The sequence below is a fragment of the Salinicoccus halitifaciens genome (assembly GCF_021026095.1).
In the GTDB taxonomy this organism is placed as follows: domain Bacteria; phylum Bacillota; class Bacilli; order Staphylococcales; family Salinicoccaceae; genus Lacicoccus; species Lacicoccus halitifaciens.
Window position 1 is genome coordinate 902628 of record NZ_JAJNCU010000001.1, and the last position, 15875, is coordinate 918502.

The 15875-nt window shown below is 47.5% G+C and carries 18 protein-coding genes; 7 read left to right on the forward strand and 11 right to left on the reverse strand.

Going from position 1 to position 15875, the window contains the following annotated elements:
* Nucleotides 1-2 precede the first annotated feature (2 nt).
* The 3 genes from LPW40_RS04605 to LPW40_RS04615 all read right to left on the reverse strand — a co-directional run bounded on the left by LPW40_RS04605 (nt 3) and on the right by LPW40_RS04615 (nt 2566).
* Nucleotides 3-272: a hypothetical protein gene (locus LPW40_RS04605; protein ID WP_230821016.1), complete on the reverse strand. Its 270-nt coding sequence runs from the start codon at nt 270-272 to the stop codon at nt 3-5.
* 160 nt (nt 273-432) lie between these two features.
* Nucleotides 433-1338 carry a hydroxymethylglutaryl-CoA lyase gene (locus LPW40_RS04610; RefSeq protein ID WP_230821017.1) on the reverse strand — a complete coding sequence of 302 codons (906 nt, stop codon included), beginning with the start codon at nt 1336-1338 and terminating at the stop codon, nt 433-435.
* 16 nt (nt 1339-1354) lie between these two features.
* Nucleotides 1355-2566: a CaiB/BaiF CoA transferase family protein gene (locus LPW40_RS04615; RefSeq protein ID WP_230821018.1), complete on the reverse strand. Its 1212-nt coding sequence runs from the start codon at nt 2564-2566 to the stop codon at nt 1355-1357.
* Nucleotides 2567-2848: 282 nt separating this feature from the next.
* Here LPW40_RS04615 and LPW40_RS04620 point away from each other — a divergent pair, with 282 nt between their 5' ends.
* Nucleotides 2849-3562, forward strand: a complete 714-nt coding sequence (locus LPW40_RS04620; RefSeq protein WP_230821019.1) for an MgtC/SapB family protein — start codon at nt 2849-2851, stop codon at nt 3560-3562.
* Nucleotides 3563-3615: 53 nt separating this feature from the next.
* Here the strand turns inward: LPW40_RS04620 and LPW40_RS04625 are convergent, their stop codons facing one another.
* Entirely contained in the window at nt 3616-3789 is a 174-nt protein-coding gene (locus LPW40_RS04625) for a tautomerase family protein (RefSeq protein WP_230821020.1), read from the reverse strand.
* A gap of 39 nt (nt 3790-3828) precedes the next feature.
* Nucleotides 3829-4440 (reverse strand): competence protein ComK, encoded by a 612-nt coding sequence (locus LPW40_RS04630; protein ID WP_230821021.1) that lies wholly within the window; start codon nt 4438-4440, stop codon nt 3829-3831.
* Between the two features lie 208 nt (nt 4441-4648).
* On the opposite strand from LPW40_RS04630, the gene LPW40_RS04635 reads away from it, so the two are divergent.
* A complete protein-coding gene (locus LPW40_RS04635) occupies nt 4649-4861 on the forward strand; it encodes an IDEAL domain-containing protein (protein ID WP_230821022.1) in 213 nt (70 codons plus the stop codon).
* Nucleotides 4862-4938: 77 nt separating this feature from the next.
* Here the strand turns inward: LPW40_RS04635 and LPW40_RS04640 are convergent, their stop codons facing one another.
* The 4 genes from LPW40_RS04640 to hemE form a co-directional block, all read right to left on the reverse strand.
* A complete protein-coding gene (locus LPW40_RS04640; RefSeq protein WP_230821023.1) occupies nt 4939-5928 on the reverse strand; it encodes a lipoate--protein ligase in 990 nt (329 codons plus the stop codon).
* Between the two features lie 66 nt (nt 5929-5994).
* Complete coding sequence (hemY, locus tag LPW40_RS04645) at nt 5995-7371, reverse strand: protoporphyrinogen oxidase (RefSeq protein ID WP_230821024.1); 1377 nt, start codon at nt 7369-7371, stop codon at nt 5995-5997.
* Nucleotides 7372-7393: 22 nt separating this feature from the next.
* Nucleotides 7394-8308 (reverse strand): ferrochelatase, encoded by a 915-nt coding sequence (gene hemH, locus LPW40_RS04650; RefSeq protein WP_230821025.1) that lies wholly within the window; start codon nt 8306-8308, stop codon nt 7394-7396.
* Between the two features lie 5 nt (nt 8309-8313).
* Entirely contained in the window at nt 8314-9339 is a 1026-nt protein-coding gene (gene hemE / locus LPW40_RS04655) for a uroporphyrinogen decarboxylase (protein ID WP_230821026.1), read from the reverse strand.
* 167 nt (nt 9340-9506) lie between these two features.
* Here hemE and LPW40_RS04660 point away from each other — a divergent pair, with 167 nt between their 5' ends.
* Complete coding sequence (locus LPW40_RS04660; RefSeq protein ID WP_230821027.1) at nt 9507-10049, forward strand: hypothetical protein; 543 nt, start codon at nt 9507-9509, stop codon at nt 10047-10049.
* A 5-nt stretch (nt 10050-10054) separates the two neighbouring features.
* Here LPW40_RS04660 and LPW40_RS04665 read toward each other — a convergent pair whose 3' ends face one another.
* Complete coding sequence (locus tag LPW40_RS04665) at nt 10055-11257, reverse strand: ABC transporter permease (RefSeq protein WP_230821028.1); 1203 nt, start codon at nt 11255-11257, stop codon at nt 10055-10057.
* The gene (locus LPW40_RS04670) at nt 11238-11990 is read right to left on the reverse strand and encodes an ABC transporter ATP-binding protein (protein WP_230821029.1); all 753 of its coding nucleotides are present in this window, start codon (nt 11988-11990) and stop codon (nt 11238-11240) included. The genes LPW40_RS04665 and LPW40_RS04670 overlap by 20 nt, the downstream gene beginning before the upstream one ends.
* A gap of 87 nt (nt 11991-12077) precedes the next feature.
* Here LPW40_RS04670 and LPW40_RS04675 point away from each other — a divergent pair, with 87 nt between their 5' ends.
* The 4 genes from LPW40_RS04675 to LPW40_RS04690 all read left to right on the forward strand — a co-directional run bounded on the left by LPW40_RS04675 (nt 12078) and on the right by LPW40_RS04690 (nt 15820).
* A complete protein-coding gene (locus LPW40_RS04675; protein WP_230821030.1) occupies nt 12078-12506 on the forward strand; it encodes an HIT family protein in 429 nt (142 codons plus the stop codon).
* Nucleotides 12507-12562: 56 nt separating this feature from the next.
* Nucleotides 12563-12937 (forward strand): YtxH domain-containing protein, encoded by a 375-nt coding sequence (locus LPW40_RS04680; protein ID WP_230821031.1) that lies wholly within the window; start codon nt 12563-12565, stop codon nt 12935-12937.
* A gap of 95 nt (nt 12938-13032) precedes the next feature.
* The gene (locus LPW40_RS04685) at nt 13033-14076 is read left to right on the forward strand and encodes a peptidylprolyl isomerase (RefSeq protein ID WP_230821032.1); all 1044 of its coding nucleotides are present in this window, start codon (nt 13033-13035) and stop codon (nt 14074-14076) included.
* A 451-nt stretch (nt 14077-14527) separates the two neighbouring features.
* Nucleotides 14528-15820 (forward strand): dicarboxylate/amino acid:cation symporter, encoded by a 1293-nt coding sequence (locus LPW40_RS04690; RefSeq protein WP_230821033.1) that lies wholly within the window; start codon nt 14528-14530, stop codon nt 15818-15820.
* The last annotated feature ends 55 nt before the right edge of the window (nt 15821-15875 follow it).

Here is a 15875-nt window from a genome sequence, read left to right on the forward strand (position 1 = left end):
GCTCATCTCAACAGGGCGATCAAGATGATTAAAAATAATATGGAAGCGACGAAAGGGAGTATAAGGAAAAAGTAACATCCGAGTTCCATATCCGGTATTTCTTCTTTCTCAGTACTGCTTTTGTGCACCTGCTGACTTGAGGATACACTTTCCTTTGGCTTCTGGCCTGGGGATTTCATTTTCGCAGCTTTATTCTCCGCCCTTTCTTTTTCTCGTTTCCTTATCCTGTCGATGATATATTCGATATCTTCATTACGTTTTTTATCAGGCATCATACCATCCCCTTCACTTCTATTGAGAGAATCCCAAGGTCTGCCTCTTTATAATCAATAGCCTGCATTGCATATATTTAACCTTCGCCGAAGATGAAAACTCCCGCAATGGTATCGTCACTGCGGGATTGAGATATTGATAAGTTTAACTTTAATTCACTTAAAATTCATGGAGATCGGACACCTTGCCCGCTTTGACGACTTGCCCGGGATAGTCCGATCTGCCTATGATATCCGGCAGATCTTTTGAGATGGCTATCAATTCATCCAAATCCACATTGTGCGGGATGCCCATTTCACCGAGCATATGGACTACATCTTCTGTGCAGATGTTGCCGCTCGCTCCCGGGGCGAACGGGCAACCCCCGATGCCGCCGATGGCGGAATCGAACCGGGTCACGCCCGCTTCTATGCCCGCAAGCAGATTGGCAAGGCCCATGCCGCGTGTATCATGGAGATGCAGCGTCAGCGGCGTGTCTTCGAAATGCGCCTTCACGTCAGTGATGAACCTTTTGATCTGGTTCGGGTTGGCCATGCCGGTCGTATCCGCCAATGTGATGCTGTCCATGCCGAGGTCAATGTATTTCCTAATAAAGTCCATCACGGCTTCTTCTGAAATCGCACCTTCAAACGGGCAGCCGAATGCAGTCGCAACGGTGCCATTGATCTTCATGCCGCTGCCTTTGACGAAATCCGCTATTTTTGAGAATTCCGCTAAGGATTCTTCATGCGTCTTGTTTACATTCTTTTTGTTATGGCTGGCGCTTGCCGACATGACGAGGTTGATTTCATCCAGTCGGGCATCCGCAGCACGCTCGGCGCCCCTCAGGTTCGCCACCAGCCCGACGTAAGTGACGTCATCATTTCTTTCTATATTTTTCGCCACTTCCTCGGCATCACTCAGTTGAGGGACAGCCTTCGGGGAGACGAACGATGTCACCTCGATTTTCGAAACCCCCGTCCTGTTGATCCGGTTGATGGTCTTTATCTTGTCTTCCGTCGTTATGAACTTTTTTTCCATCTGGAAACCGTCACGCGGTATGACTTCCTGAATGTGTATGGTCATGCTTTTTCACTCCTCATCAAATGATCCCCTTCTCCGTTAAATAATCCATATGTTCATCAGAATAGTTCAGGATGTCCCTGTAGACTTCCTCATTATGTTCACCGAGCTTCGGTCCCGCCCACTTTATCTCACCCGGTGTTTCGGAAAATTTCGGCATGATGCCGGGCATCTTCAACTGCCCGAGGCCTTCGACTTCCACATCTTCAATCATGTTCCTCGCCTGGTAATGGGCATCCTCGAAAATATCCGCAATGCTGTAGATCGGGCCGTTCGGCACGTCGAATTCATCCAGCCTCTGCTGGGCTTCGGAGAGCGTGTGCTGAAGCGTCCATTCCGTAATGACGCCGTCCAGGAATTCCGGATATTTTGCCCGGTCGTCGTTTGAGCGGTACTTCGGATCTTCTTTAATGTCCTCCCTGCCTATCGCCGTCATCAGCCTTTTGAAGATGCTGTCGCCGTTGCCGCCGATCACAATATACTTCCCGTCCTTGCACTGATATGTATTTGATGGGACGATGCCCGGCAGCGCACTCCCGGTGCGTTCCCTGATGAAGTTGTAGTAATCATATTCCGGCACCATGCTCTCCATCAGGCTGAACACAGCTTCATACAGTGCCACATCAATGAACTGGCCGGTTCCGGTGCCTGCAACGTCTCTGTTGTAGACTGCCATCATCGCGCTGATCACCGCATATAATGAAGAAATTGAATCACCGAGGCTGATGCCGACCCTGACCGGCGGCCTGTCTTCATACCCTGTGATATTACGTATCCCGCCGATCGATTCGCCGACACTGCCGAAACCAGGCTTCTTACTGTAAGGGCCGTCCTGTCCGTAGCCCGATATTCTGACCATGATGATTTTGGGATTGATTTTCTTAAGATCCTCATATCCGAGACCCCATTCTTCAAGCTTGCCCGGACGGAAGTTTTCAATCAGTATATCCGTTCTCTTGATGAGGTCTTTGATGATGTCCTGTCCTTCCTCCGACTTCAAGTCGACCGTCACTGACTTCTTGTTCCTCGACTGCACGTACCACCACAGTGAAGTGTCTTCGTGCATCATCCGCCATTTCCTGATCGGATCACCCGAACCCGGCGTTTCAACTTTTATGACCTCGGCCCCGAAGTCTGCGAACAGCCGGCCTGCGAAAGGACCGGCGATCAGCGACCCCATCTCCAGAACACGCAGGCCGCTCAGTAATTCCTTTGATTTCTCATCAAACATTTCATCCACTCCACAAAGTTATTTTCCTGCTGCTAACAAAGCTTTTAAGATTTCATCTCCAATAATGCTGACTATTAATAATAGTATGGATTTCAGAAAATTCTTTGTCAATGACCAACGGGGAAAGCTTTTATATATATTTGAGGATGGTTACATTTTGCCCTGTCGATTCCTGCAGTGGTATAATTATTAAACTAAAACAGTGACTGATTACAGTTTCTATCATCATACATCGTGCCTGGAGAGTTTATTCGTATTTCACTGCCGGAAGGAGGTAGTCATATGTTTTTTGACTCGGAAGTCCTTTTAAAATTATTCCTTGCCTTGATCTTCGGCATGCTGATCGGCATAGACCGGAAGCTTAAACATAAGCCGCTTGGCCTTAAGACATGCTCGGTGATCAGTATAGCAAGCTGTCTTGTTACAATCGTTTCCATCCAGTCCTTCGAGCAGTTCGCCACTCCAACCTACCATGCGATAGATCCAATGCGTCTTGCGGCACAGATTGTAAGCGGGGTCGGTTTCCTTGGCGCAGGTGTCATCCTCCACAGGAAAAATGATGTCATATCAGGCTTGACCAGTGCAGCCTTGATCTGGGCCGCATCAGGGCTTGGTATCGCTGTGGGCGCCGGGTTTTATTTTGAAGCTGCTTTTGCGGTATTTTTCCTCATCATCGCCGTCAATTTCATACCGAGGATATTCAGGTTGATCGGCCCTGAGAAACTGCAGAATAAAGAGATGTCTTTAAAAATGAATGTCGATGAGAACTTGAAGGTGACGGATGTGCTTAAAATTGTCGAGGAGAAATTGCACGAGAAGAATCAACAGGAGAGCAAGGATATCACCATTTTGGATGTTAAGATAAAAAGCTATGAAAGTGGCAGCCAGAAGATCGACCTGAGGCTGTTGGTGCCGGAGAGCCAGTATACGACTGAAATCTATGAGCTGACCAAGGAAATAGACGGCGTATTGGCGCTCGATATACAAAGCCTGTAAGCATTCACTGCAGAAAATCGGAAAATAAAACCCCTCAAATGAGGGGTTCTTTATTACATATTTTTACCGGAATAAAAGTCTTCCTGCTTCATGTCTTCAAAAATGACGCTGACGGATTCTTTCGGTGCAAATTTCGATGCATCCATCGTTTTGATGATTTCTTGTGCGAGTGCTTCTTTCTGTTCAGCCGTACGGCCTTCTTTCAGCTGGATTCTTACAAATGGCATGCTTTCCACTCCTGTAGTTTTAAGTCCATTATACGCTGTTTATGTAATGTGGTCCATCTTATGAGGTTCGCCGTCCTTTATATACTGCAGGTAAGCCTTGTATGAAACATCGCTGACTCTGTCCCCTGCAGCGTCCCTGTAATAGCCGGCGCTGTTGTTCTTATATTTCGCCATCTCACTGAATTCATACTTCTCTTTTTCCAGATTGAATTTATAATGCAGCTTCAGGGCATTGAGGTACTGGTTGTTGAAGGAAGTGAATGATATATCGACTTCGATTTCCTCATTATTATTGAATCTGACCCTCGTATTCCCATTATAGTCCCTGTAAGAATGTATGTGCTTTATATTGAACCAGCTGTTCTCATTCACTCTGTCCGAATGTGTGCAGAAGAAAATGATGGAACCGAAAAGGTCGATGATGATCGGCAATTTCGCACTGAGCCCCGTCAGTTTCCTCGTCAATTCTTTTCTGGCCGGGTAGCTCTGAGAGTACTGCTTACAGTTCCTTTCCATGATCTTATTCGGTGATGATAGACACAAGGCGCTTTCGCCGCCGAATAACTCCCCTATCCTTGTTTCAGTCAAACCTTTGTTTCCTACAGACAACATATACATGGTCTCATCGTGGATGTGATAAAATTGTTTCATTGCCCTGCCCCTTTATGTTTGATGAATATAATATAACATATGTTAACTAAGTTGTTAACTTTTAATGACTATTTATATTAAATTTGTAATACATATTGTACAGAGTATTTTTACAATATTTAATTGTCAAAATATTCAAAACGTATTTGACAATCTTTATTGCACCCTTTATAATTCTATACAAGATAAATTAAGGGGGCGGAATACTATGAGTAAACAAGTCTATCCCGTAAACCAGTTGCGCGTTTTCATCAACACAATCAATGACCTGTCTGCGGACATCCTGCTTCAGGAAGCGCTTGATGATTTCAACACTAAGCTTTACAGAGAGAAGATTGAAGAAGCATTGATCGAAAGAGATGAAGAGAAGTTCAATACCTATACTAAACTGTTGAGAGAGATCACTGAAGATGAAGAATAAATTACACCCGTCAACAAAAAATAGCTGACTTTACTTTGTATCATAAACATACATAAGTAAAGTCAGCTAATTTTATTTTATACGGCAAGTTCCAGGAACTCTTCCCTCGTGATCCTGCCAAGATAATGGCTGATGTCGATATCTTTCAGTGCATTGTCGATCGCCTCATAGCTGTGTTCCACACCTTCAAGACGCTCCTCGATATCCACCACTTCTCCTACACCGAAAAAGTCCCCGAAGATCTTAGCCTGTTCAATCCTGCCCTGATTGACTTCGAATCTTATATCCAAAAGTCCTGCCGGGAATTTATGGGAGGCATTGAAGTTATACTTGGGGTTTCTGCCGTAGTTCCACTCCCATGTCTGGTACTTTTCCTCGGATAACTTGTTGATCTTTTCCCAGTCTTCATCAGTCAGTTTGTATTCTTCGACTTCTTCCAGAGAACCGAATATTTTAATCAGTATACGGCGTTTGAATTCTTCTATATCTATCTTTTCATCCAGGAAGTCATTGATGTTGCCGACTCTTGCGCTCACTGATTTGATGCCTTTGGATTCAATTTTTTTTGGGTTCACTTTAAGTGCATTCTGGACTTCATTGATATCACTGTCGAGCATGACAGTACCGTGGGAGAACATTCTGCCTTTCTGGGTGAACATCGCGTTTCCGGAAACCTTCTTTCCGTCGACTTCAATGTCGTTCCTGCCTGACAGTTCCGCATTGACGCCCATATCCTGAAGTGCATCGACGATCGGCTGCGTGAACTTTTTGAAGTTATGGAAACTGTCGCCGTCGTCCTCGGTGATGAAGCTGAAATTCAAGTTGCCTTCATCATGGTATACAGCACCGCCTCCGGAAACACGCCGCACCACTTTGATGCCGTGCTCACGGATGTAGGGTTCATTGATCTCCTCGATGGTGTTCTGGTTTTTGCCGATGATGATGGACGGCTGATTCACATAAAATAAAAAGTATGAGTCATCAGTGGGGATTTCCCTCAGTACGTACTCCTCCATCGCCAGGTTGACCATGGGATCTGTAATGTTGTTGTTGGATATGAATTTCACGGTATGACCTCCTATAAATAATGATCTGAGACCATTATATATCAATCAGGTGGCATATGGCGTCCATTATGATCTTGAACCGGAAAGAACATTTTCAGCAGCTTCCCTGCCGCCTTTCACACAGTCCGGCAGACCGACGGCATAGTGTGATGCTCCGATCAGCTGTATGCCGGGGTACGTCTCTTCCATATGTTCATGGATGCCGTCGATCATTTCTTTATGGCCGACGTTGTAATTCGGCATCGAGTTCTTGAGCTTGGTGACGATCTTCAGTTCAGGCTCTCCCTCGATGTCCATGATCCTGTCCAGATCTTTACGGGCGAGACGGAGGATGTCTTCTTCAGACTTCTCTTCGACGATGAAATCACCCGGTTTGCCGACATATGCCCTGAGCAGCACTTTGCCCTCGGGAGTGGAATGCTTCCACTTCTTATTGGTCCACGTGCAGGCGGTGATTGAAGTATCCATATTGCGGCTGACCACAAAACCGGTTCCATCTATATCATTCTTCACCTGATCGGCATCAAAGGACATGACGACCGTCGCCACACTCGTTGCAGGCATATGCTTGAAATACTCGAGTTCTTTATCGTCGAACCAGCGCTTGTACTGGAAATGCGGGGTCGTGATGATCACCTGGTCATAATGTGCTTCTTTGCCGTTGACCGTCACTTTGTAACCTTCACCGGATTTCACTATCGCTTCGACGTCACTGTTGAAGTGCAGGTTGGCATTCTGTGACGCCACCCTCTCCTGGAGCCTTTCGATGAATGAGCTCAATCCATTTTTGAACTGGAAGAACTGCCCGACTTTTTTTGTGTTCTTCTTAGGCTGTTTCGCTTTGATCATGCCTTTGATCAGGCTGCCGTACTTCTGTTCCTGATGCTTGAAATCAGGGTAGGTCGACATCAGGCTGAGTTTGTCGATCGGCGTGCTGTATACGCCGGACAACAGGGGGTCGATGAGGTTCTCAAGAACCTCATCGCCGAGCCTCTCCCTGAAGAAGCTGCCAGCGGAGACATCCGTGTATAAAGGTGTCCTGCCTTTCGCAAGATCCATCAACGCACGCAGCTTGCCCGGAACAGAGATCAGGCTCGATGTCAGGAAAGGCATGATCTCCGTCGGAACACCGAGCATCGTGCCGGGCGGCACCGGATGCAGCTGGTGTCTGGCATAAATGTACGCCTGACCTGTTTCATTCCTCACGAGATCGCCTTCAAGCCCGATTTCCTTTGCAAGGTCCGTCAACGCTTCTTTGCGGCTCAAATAAGATTCGGGCCCGAGCTCGATGACAAAGCCGTCCTTACGGTATGTCTTGATCTTGCCGCCCGCATGGTCCGCTTTCTCGTAGATGTCCACTTCAATATCCTGGCCGTCCCTGGTGAGATAGAAACCTGCAGACAGTCCTGTGATGCCTGCACCGATAATGGCAACTTTCGTCATTTAAAACCCTTCTTTGCTACTATTATAGTCTCTCGAGCTGATTGATCATCGCCTGGATGAATCTTTCATCTGTGTTCGGCATTGTCGGCCTGTGGTAGCCGGCTCCAACTTCGTCACACACCACTTTACACTCATAGTCGTTGTCATAAAGTACTTCCAGGTGCTCACAGACAAATCCGAGCGGCAGGTAGATGAAGTGTTTGAATCCATGCTCATTATACAAATCACGCGTCAGATCCTGCACATCGGGTCCAAGCCATGGTTCCGGCGTGTTGCCCTCGGACTGCCAGCCGACGAAGACGTTCTGAAGATCCGCCTGCTCTTTCAGCAGCTGTGCAGTTTCTTCGAGCTGTCCCGGATAAGGGTCGTTCTGTTCTTTGATCTTCTCCGGAAGGCTGTGTGCGCTCACGATGATCGCCGTCTCACCGTGCTCCGCTTCATCGATTTCACTCAGTGAAGATTTGACCGCTTCCGTCCAGAAATCCAGGAACGGCTGCTCATCATAAAATGACTCAACGGATTTCAGCTCGATGCCGTATTTTTCGCACTCTTCCTGGGCACGCTGGTTGTAGGTGCCGACGGAGAAATTGGAATAATGCGGTGCCAGCACGACGGACTCGGCTTCTTTTATACCGTCTTCCGACATCTGCTTCACTGCATCTTCGATGAACGGATCGATATGCTTCAGGCCGATGTAGAGCTGGTATTCATCTTCAGATTTTGAATTATATTGCTGCAGCAGTGCTTCCGCCTGCCTCTCAGTCGTATCAGCCAAAGGGGAGATTCCGCCAATCGCCTCGTAACGGTCCTTCAAGTCCTGAAGTGCCTCTTCGCTTGGCGGCCTGCCATGTCTGATATGGGTGTAATAAGGCTCGATATCCTCTTCTTTATAAGGCGTTCCGTATGCCATTACCAATAATCCTTTTTTCTGTGCCACTAAAATCACAATCCTTTACTGTAAGTATGAACTAATTCTGTCAATCTCTTAAGAGTGTCGGGTTCCACTTCAGGGAACACGCCGTGTCCAAGGTTGAATATATGTCCGGTCCTGTTGCCCTGATCCACGATTTCCTTGGCTTTCGCTTCGATGATTTCCCAGTCTGTCAGCAGCAATGCCGGTTCAAGGTTCCCCTGCAGTGCTTTTTTGACACCCATCTCCCTCGCTTCGTTGATGGATGTCCTCCAGTCAAGTCCGATCACATCAACATCAAGCGTGTTCCATTCAGGTATGAGATGGGAAGCGCCGATGCCGAAGACGATGACAGGCACACCTTTCGACCTCACGTGGGCCGCGATCCTGTTCATGTAAGGTGACAAATGTTCAGCATAGACAGGTCTGCTCAACGCACCGCTCCATGAATCGAATATTTGGATGATGCTTGCACCCGAATCGATCTGGGCATCCAGATAAGTGATGCTCATATCCGTCAGTTTCTCCATCAACTTATGCCATGTTTCAGGCTCGTTGTAGAGCAGCTGCTTGGTTTTATGGAAATTTTTTGTCGGCCCGCCTTCGATCATGTAGCTCGCCACTGTAAACGGCGCACCGCAGAAGCCGATCAAAGGTACATTGAGTTTTTCCTTCGTCAATATTTCGATCGTTTTATAAATGTAGTCGAGATCCTTATAAGGGTCCAGTTCCCCGAGTTTCTCGACATCTTTAATATCCTTGATCGGATTATGGATGACCGGCCCGACGCCCGCCTTGATCTCCACATCGATGCCAATCGGTGCCAGCGGTGTGATGATGTCCTTGTAAAGTACCGCCGCATCAACATTGTAATTCTCCACCGGGGTCGCCGTTAAGTAAGCTGTCAGCTCAGGCTGCTTCGTGATTTCAATCAAAGAATACTTTTCCTTGACCTTCAAATACTCAGGCTGGCTGCGCCCCACCTGCCTCATGAACCATACAGGTGTATATTCTGTCTTCTCACCTTTTGCCGCTCTAATCAAAGTATCATTAAACAATTCAAAAGCCTCCGTCTCATAATTTCCCATACTATAATATCATACCTTACATTCAGTGTCATAACAGATAAATTAATGACAAAAAAATGATATTTGCCGGGCGCTCAAGTTTAAATCGGCACAGTGAAAGGTATAGTAGATATAAGACATGATAAGAGGTGAACATAATGAAATTACACGTGACAACAGGCACTCTCGACTATATGACTTCCATGAAAGAAAAAAACCCCGAGCTGATGATGAATGCCAGGGATCGGGAAGCCATGCTGTACACTGAGGACGAAGATGCAACACTTTTTGCTTCAGGGTATGACTATGAAATTTTGCACAGCGGCGGTTCATTGAATGAGGAAAGCACTGTCCATATACAATATATACCTGTTTCGGGAAGCGGCAATGCGTCCATTTTGGGGCATCTGTCGGATCTGAATCAGAAGCTGCAGAATGTGAAAGGGCTCCTTGCATACCGCATCGGCCATTCCGATGACAGGGATACTTTCATCGTCTTCACGCAGTGGCCGGCCAGCTCGACGATAAGGGACTTCAAAACGTCCGACGTCTACAGGGACTACCTGACGACCGATGTCCTGAAGAAATTCCGTGATGCAGGTGCCATGTTCCACAGCTACAGTGCATCAAAGATTTATTTGCCTGTCCAGGAGAATGAAGAAGCGCTGAAAAACCAGCCTGAAGACGAAGAAGATTACTGAGCGGTTCAATCACTCAGTAATCTTTCTTTTTTATATACATTTTTGCTGAAGTAGCTGTTCAGCATATAGCCCCACAAGGGGAAGACCGCCGCAATGTAGAAATATACAGGATGCAGAAGGATGAATAAGGCTGCAAGGAGCAGCGCAATCATGAAAATCATCTTATGGGAAAAGCGGATGTACCCGTCCTGTATATACTCCCTTTTCACCGGCCATACTTTGGGCCAAAGCAAATACGCCTGCGCGGTGTAGAGCTGTGACATCTGAAGGACGATGACATAAAGTGCGAACAGCAGGACGATCACCGATAATACAAGCTGATCCACCCATATGATGACGATAGAGAATATCACCAGAAGCCTCAGGATGATCATCGGCAGATCATTGTCCCTTAAGAATGTCCTTCTGAAGAGGTATTCATACATATGATCTTTATTGAAACGGCCCGCCTTCGGCCGCCTCAGGAGAAAATCGAAGTACTTCCGCCTCTTATACTGCTTCGACGCCTGCCGGACATTGGTGAACATCGACACATACTGGTAATATTTCTGCCTCATCGATGCTTCATAATCGATGATTTCCGGCCAGTCCAGATTTTTATATTGCTTCTTCTGAATCCAGAGATACAGGCCGCCGATCAGCAGAAGACCGAGGATGATGAATGCCGGATGGATGAGCAGTGAAAGAAGCGATGCAAAGTGGATGATGATCAGCAGCGATATTACAGTGTTCCGGGACACCGGCGAATTCACTGCATCCCGCCTGATCAAAAATGCCATGATGTATAAGAGTACTGACATCCCTGCAAATAAAACCATCACCCAGCCCGGATGGCCGACCCGGAGCAGCAGCAGCGATATGACGAGCCCGATCACCGGGAGGTAGATTCCGAGCCAGATTGAATACCTGTCCATGGATGAAAAGTAGCTTTTCATATGCTTTTCGTAAGGTGGCAGGAACAGCACGTCCGCCTCCTTCAAAAGCGGGCGGTACTTCGGCAGCAGCGTGAAGCTCATGAGCAGTGCCGCGATGATGTCCAGGTAGATGTTCGGCTCCATCACCGACAGCATCCCGAGGAGCGAATACAGGAATACCCCTGCCGCAATCGTCAGGAATATCAAAAAGTGGCTGTTGAATATATATTTGCCGTAATATGCACGGGTCCTGATGTCATCTTCTATCCTGCTCTTATGAAGGGGTGCTTTCATTGGAACCCGCGCCCCCCGTCAGTGACAAATACAACTCGTCGAGTGAAGCCCCCGGCATGCCGAGTTCCGACCTCAGTTCATCAATCGTACCGGAGACCAGCAGCCTGCCGTCATCCAGTATCACATAGCGGTCACAGTAACGTTCAGCCGTGGATAAAATATGTGTGCTCATCAGGATCGAGCGGCCTTCCGCCCTTTCAGACACCATCAGTTCGATCAGTGATTCGATGCCCAGGGGATCGAGGCCAAGGAAAGGTTCATCAATGATGTAGAGGTCCGGCTCGACGATGAATGCACAGATGAGCATCACTTTCTGCTTCATCCCCTTCGAGAAATGCGTCGGGAACATTTCGCCTTTCTCATCCAGCCTGAAGACTTTCAAAAGCTTTTCGGCACGTTCCCACGCTGCCCCCTCCTCCAGCCCGTAGGCCATGATGGTCATATCGATATGCTCGTTCAACGTCAATTCCTCATACAATATCGGTGACTCGGGGATATAGGCGAGCGCGCGCCTGTACTCTTCCGTATCTTCTGCGATCTCCATACCGTTGACTTCGATGCGCCCGGACTGCGGGTTTAAAAGGCCCAGTATATGTTTGATCGTCGTACTCTTGCCTGCGCCGTTCAGCCCGATCAGGCCGACGATCTCGCCTGCCTTGATATTGAAACTGATATCATGGATGACGGCGGTCCTGGAATAACCGCCTGTCAATTTCTCTATATTCAGAACCATATTCGACTTCCTTTAATTTAAATAAAATTATTTGTATACTGATACTAAGTTACAATATATCATAATAAAACTACGGAGGTACAATGAATGAGTAAAACAATTTTTGAACAGATCGTCGACAGGGAAATCCCGGCAAACATCGTCTATGAAGATGAAACGGTCCTCGCCTTCATGGATGCATTTCCTTTGTCGAAAGGCCATACACTCGTCATTCCGAAGCGCCCGATTGAAAACATCTATAACCTGGATGATGAGACCGGTGCTGAAGTGATGGCTGCAGTGACAAAAGTCGCCAGGGCACTCCGGGCCGCTTTCAATCCGAAGGGCCTGAACGTCGTTCAAAATAACGGCTCTTATGCCTCACAGTCCGTATTCCACCTGCACTTCCACCTCATACCGAGATATGACGATGAATACGACGGCTTCGCCTACAAATGGGACCCGGTCTCGGAACCCGGCTCGGATGATGAGCGCAAGGAACTCGAAGACCGCATCAAATCCGAGCTCGATGAGTAGGACTCATTCTTAATGGGTAATGGTTTATATAAACTCGCTAAAAGGACGTGTCATGAATGAAGCTTAAGAATATAGCAGTCGGTTTTCTTGTCGGAGTGACCGGCGGTGCGCTCGTATCCATGCTGAATGCACCGAAATCCGGTTCGGAATTGCAGCAGTCTTTAAAGGAGGAATCAGGCAACTTCAAATCCCAGATGAACCAGGTGAAAATTGAAGCCAATGCTGTCAAATCCTCATTTTTAAAGACTAAACACGAGTCCCAGGAAGTATTCAGCAGTCTGGGTGATGAAATCAAGACGATGATCAGCAACTTCCAGGCGGACATCAATCCCAATATCGAGAACATCCAGAACCATGTGGATAACCTCTCGAACCGCGGGGAAGAAATCAGTAAAACTGCGGGCAACATAACGAGCAGGAAGAAAAAATAATATGATGCTGATTGATGGCGGAACGCAATACTATTTGTGTTCCGCCATTTTTGTATGATATTATCACTTGTAGGATGACTAAAGGAGAAGTGTTTATGAAGAAAAAATTGATGCCTGTTCTTATCGGACTGGGCCTGATCGGACTCGCAGGATGCGGGAACGGCGAAGACAGCAGTTCGAACGGCGGGGACGGCGAAACACAATTTGGGGAAGTATTGGCAACAAGTGATGCAGGAGACGTCACTGTTGATGATATATTGAATGAAATGGGTACGACCCAGGTCGCAAACCAAACTTTCCAGCTTGTGCTCGACCAGATACTGCAGGATAAATACAGCGATGAAGTTGATGAAAGTGAAATCAACGAACAGGTCGATGCCGAAATGAAGCAGTACGGCGGCGAGGAACAGTTCGAAATGATGATGGCCCAGCAGCAGCCGGGCATGACAGCGGAAAATTACAGGGAACAGCGTATAGCGAGTACATACCATGACCTCTTCTTCGCTGAAAGATTCGACATCACCGATGAAGAAGCTATGGAAAATGCAGCAGAAGGCGCACATATCCTCATTGCGGTGGATGAAGAGGATGAGGACGGTTTATCAGATGAAGAAGCTGAAGAAAAAGCTGAAGATCTGATTTCTGAAATCGAAGACGGCGCAGACTTCGGTGAAGTCGCCGAAGAAGAGTCGGATGATCCGGGCAGTGCCGCAGAACAGGGTTCACTCGGTCTTGTCACTGAAGGACAGATGGTGCCTGAATTTGAAGAAGCACTCTTCGAACTTGAACCTGGTGAAATGACGAGCGAGCCTGTAGAATCAGACTTCGGTTATCATATCATCCAAAGAGGCGAGGAAGAAAACCTTGATGAGGAACTTGATGCTGTAAAGAGCCAGATGGTCAACCAGAGAATCCAGGAAGATCCGGGCCAGGTCCTGACTTTCTACCAGGATCTCCTTGACGAGTACAATGTCTCCTTTGAAAATGATGAAATCGAATCATATATTCAGGAAACTTACATGACGGACGGCGAAGAAGAAGCTGCTGAGGAAGAAGAAGCTGAAGATGCTGAAGAAGCATCTGCAGAAGATGCAGAAGAAGATGCTGATGAGGATACAGAGGAAGAAGACGAAGAATAAAATTCATTTAACTTGAGATCTGCACCCCGGTGCAGATTTTTTTATGGCGTTTATTCTGTCCAGAGGTTGTTGATGCCGATTTGGATTGCGATTTCCGGTCCCCCAAATCGGATTCACCTCTATATTCCGATCTCGAGGACGATTTTTACTGCCCCAAATCGGATTCCCTCTCCTATTCCGATTTGGATGACGATTTCTGCTGCTTCAAATCGGATTCCACCCCCTATTCCGATTTGGACAACGATTTCCACCCTTTCAAATCGGACTTTATTAAAATCTTCCCCCAAATCCTCCAAAAAAATAAAAAAAGCAAATACTCTTATTCTTTTCTCAATTTTCTGTCTTTTGGTGATATAATAAAATCATATAAAGTTAACCAGCTGCTCAAGTTTAAAGGGGATTTGCAAAGTTTTATGAAAGCGTTATTATTTTGATCCAAGGGGGGAGTAATATGAAAGTCGGTAATCGTTTAACACTCTATATCGTCATCGGTCTAATCGCAGGTATCATCATCGGGTCGGTGCTGAACCCGATATCTGACCAGGCATGGGTGCAATGGCTCGATCAGTATGTCTTCAACCTCGTCGGTCAGATTTTCCTCAGTCTGATTTTCATGGTCGTCGTACCTGTCGTATTCATTTCAATTGTACTGGGGGTCGTCGGTGTCGGGGACCCGAAAAAGCTGGGAAGCCTCGGCATCAAGACACTGGCATTTTATCTGGCCACAACTGCAATCGCGATCACCCTCGCGCTTATCATTGCACTCGTGCTGCAGCCGGGTGAAGGTCAGTCGGAACTGCTCAATTCCTCGGAGGTGGAGGAATACCGTGAAACCGAACTTGAAGGTGATACAGGCGAAGCTGTCGAGCAGACTTTCGACCAGACGATCATCAATATCATCCCGGATAATGTGATCGATGCCATGGCGACGGCCAATATGCTTCAGATCATCGCATTCGCTGTCTTCATCGGCATAGGGATCATCGCCGTGGGGGATAAGGCAAAAGGGTTGATTAGAATATTTGAAGAGGCGAATGAAGTCATCATGTGGATCGTGCTTGCAATCATGAAATACTTCGCAGCGATCGGTGCGTTCGGCCTTGTGGCGACAGCTTTCGTCCAGGCCGGATTCGGTGCCATCCAGCAGCTCGGCATGTATTTCGTCTGTGTGCTGCTTGCATTGTTCATACATCTGATATTCGTTTACGGGGCTGTCATCCAGTTCCTCGGTAAGCGGAGCTTCATCTGGTTCATTAAAGGGTTCCTCCCTGCGATGGGTGTCGCCTTCAGTACATCCTCATCCAGTGCAACACTTCCGGTTTCGATGGAGACCGCACAGAATAACCTCGGAGTGAGGAAGAGCATCTCGAGCTTCGTCCAGCCGCTCGGAGCGACGATCAACATGGATGGCACCGCGATCATGCAGGGTGTTGCGACGGTCTTCATCGCTCAGCTCACGGGAATTGACCTCACCGTCACACAGATGATCACGGTCGTCCTCATCGCCGTGGTGGCGAGCATCGGTACGGCAGGCGTACCGGGTGTCGGCCTGGTCATGCTTGCGATGGTGCTCACTGCGGTCGGCCTCGACCCTGCAGCCATCGGCATCATCCTCGGCATCGACCGGCTGCTCGATATGACCCGTACAGCCGTGAACATCACGGGGGATGCTGCAATCTCGGTCGTACTGAATGAACAGCAGGTGAGAAAAGAGGCGGACGGCAACGCACACCAGGCTGAATGATCCAACAAAAAAACGGGGCTGGGACATAAAGCCCTTCGACAGGTAAAAAAAGCGG

Coding starts and splice junctions, on each gene's coding strand:
- LPW40_RS04605 (WP_230821016.1), bottom strand. CDS start 272: ATGCCTGATAAAAAACGTAATGAAGATATCGAATATATCATCGACAGG.
- LPW40_RS04610 (WP_230821017.1), bottom strand. CDS start 1,338: ATGACCATACACATTCAGGAAGTCATACCGCGTGACGGTTTCCAGATG.
- LPW40_RS04615 (WP_230821018.1), bottom strand. CDS start 2,566: ATGTTTGATGAGAAATCAAAGGAATTACTGAGCGGCCTGCGTGTTCTG.
- LPW40_RS04620 (WP_230821019.1), top strand. CDS start 2,849: ATGTTTTTTGACTCGGAAGTCCTTTTAAAATTATTCCTTGCCTTGATC.
- LPW40_RS04625 (WP_230821020.1), bottom strand. CDS start 3,789: ATGCCATTTGTAAGAATCCAGCTGAAAGAAGGCCGTACGGCTGAACAG.
- LPW40_RS04630 (WP_230821021.1), bottom strand. CDS start 4,440: ATGAAACAATTTTATCACATCCACGATGAGACCATGTATATGTTGTCT.
- LPW40_RS04635 (WP_230821022.1), top strand. CDS start 4,649: ATGAGTAAACAAGTCTATCCCGTAAACCAGTTGCGCGTTTTCATCAAC.
- hemY (WP_230821024.1), bottom strand. CDS start 7,371: ATGACGAAAGTTGCCATTATCGGTGCAGGCATCACAGGACTGTCTGCA.
- LPW40_RS04660 (WP_230821027.1), top strand. CDS start 9,507: ATGAAATTACACGTGACAACAGGCACTCTCGACTATATGACTTCCATG.
- LPW40_RS04665 (WP_230821028.1), bottom strand. CDS start 11,257: ATGAAAGCACCCCTTCATAAGAGCAGGATAGAAGATGACATCAGGACC.
- LPW40_RS04670 (WP_230821029.1), bottom strand. CDS start 11,990: ATGGTTCTGAATATAGAGAAATTGACAGGCGGTTATTCCAGGACCGCC.
- LPW40_RS04675 (WP_230821030.1), top strand. CDS start 12,078: ATGAGTAAAACAATTTTTGAACAGATCGTCGACAGGGAAATCCCGGCA.
- LPW40_RS04680 (WP_230821031.1), top strand. CDS start 12,563: ATGAAGCTTAAGAATATAGCAGTCGGTTTTCTTGTCGGAGTGACCGGC.
- LPW40_RS04685 (WP_230821032.1), top strand. CDS start 13,033: ATGAAGAAAAAATTGATGCCTGTTCTTATCGGACTGGGCCTGATCGGA.
- LPW40_RS04690 (WP_230821033.1), top strand. CDS start 14,528: ATGAAAGTCGGTAATCGTTTAACACTCTATATCGTCATCGGTCTAATC.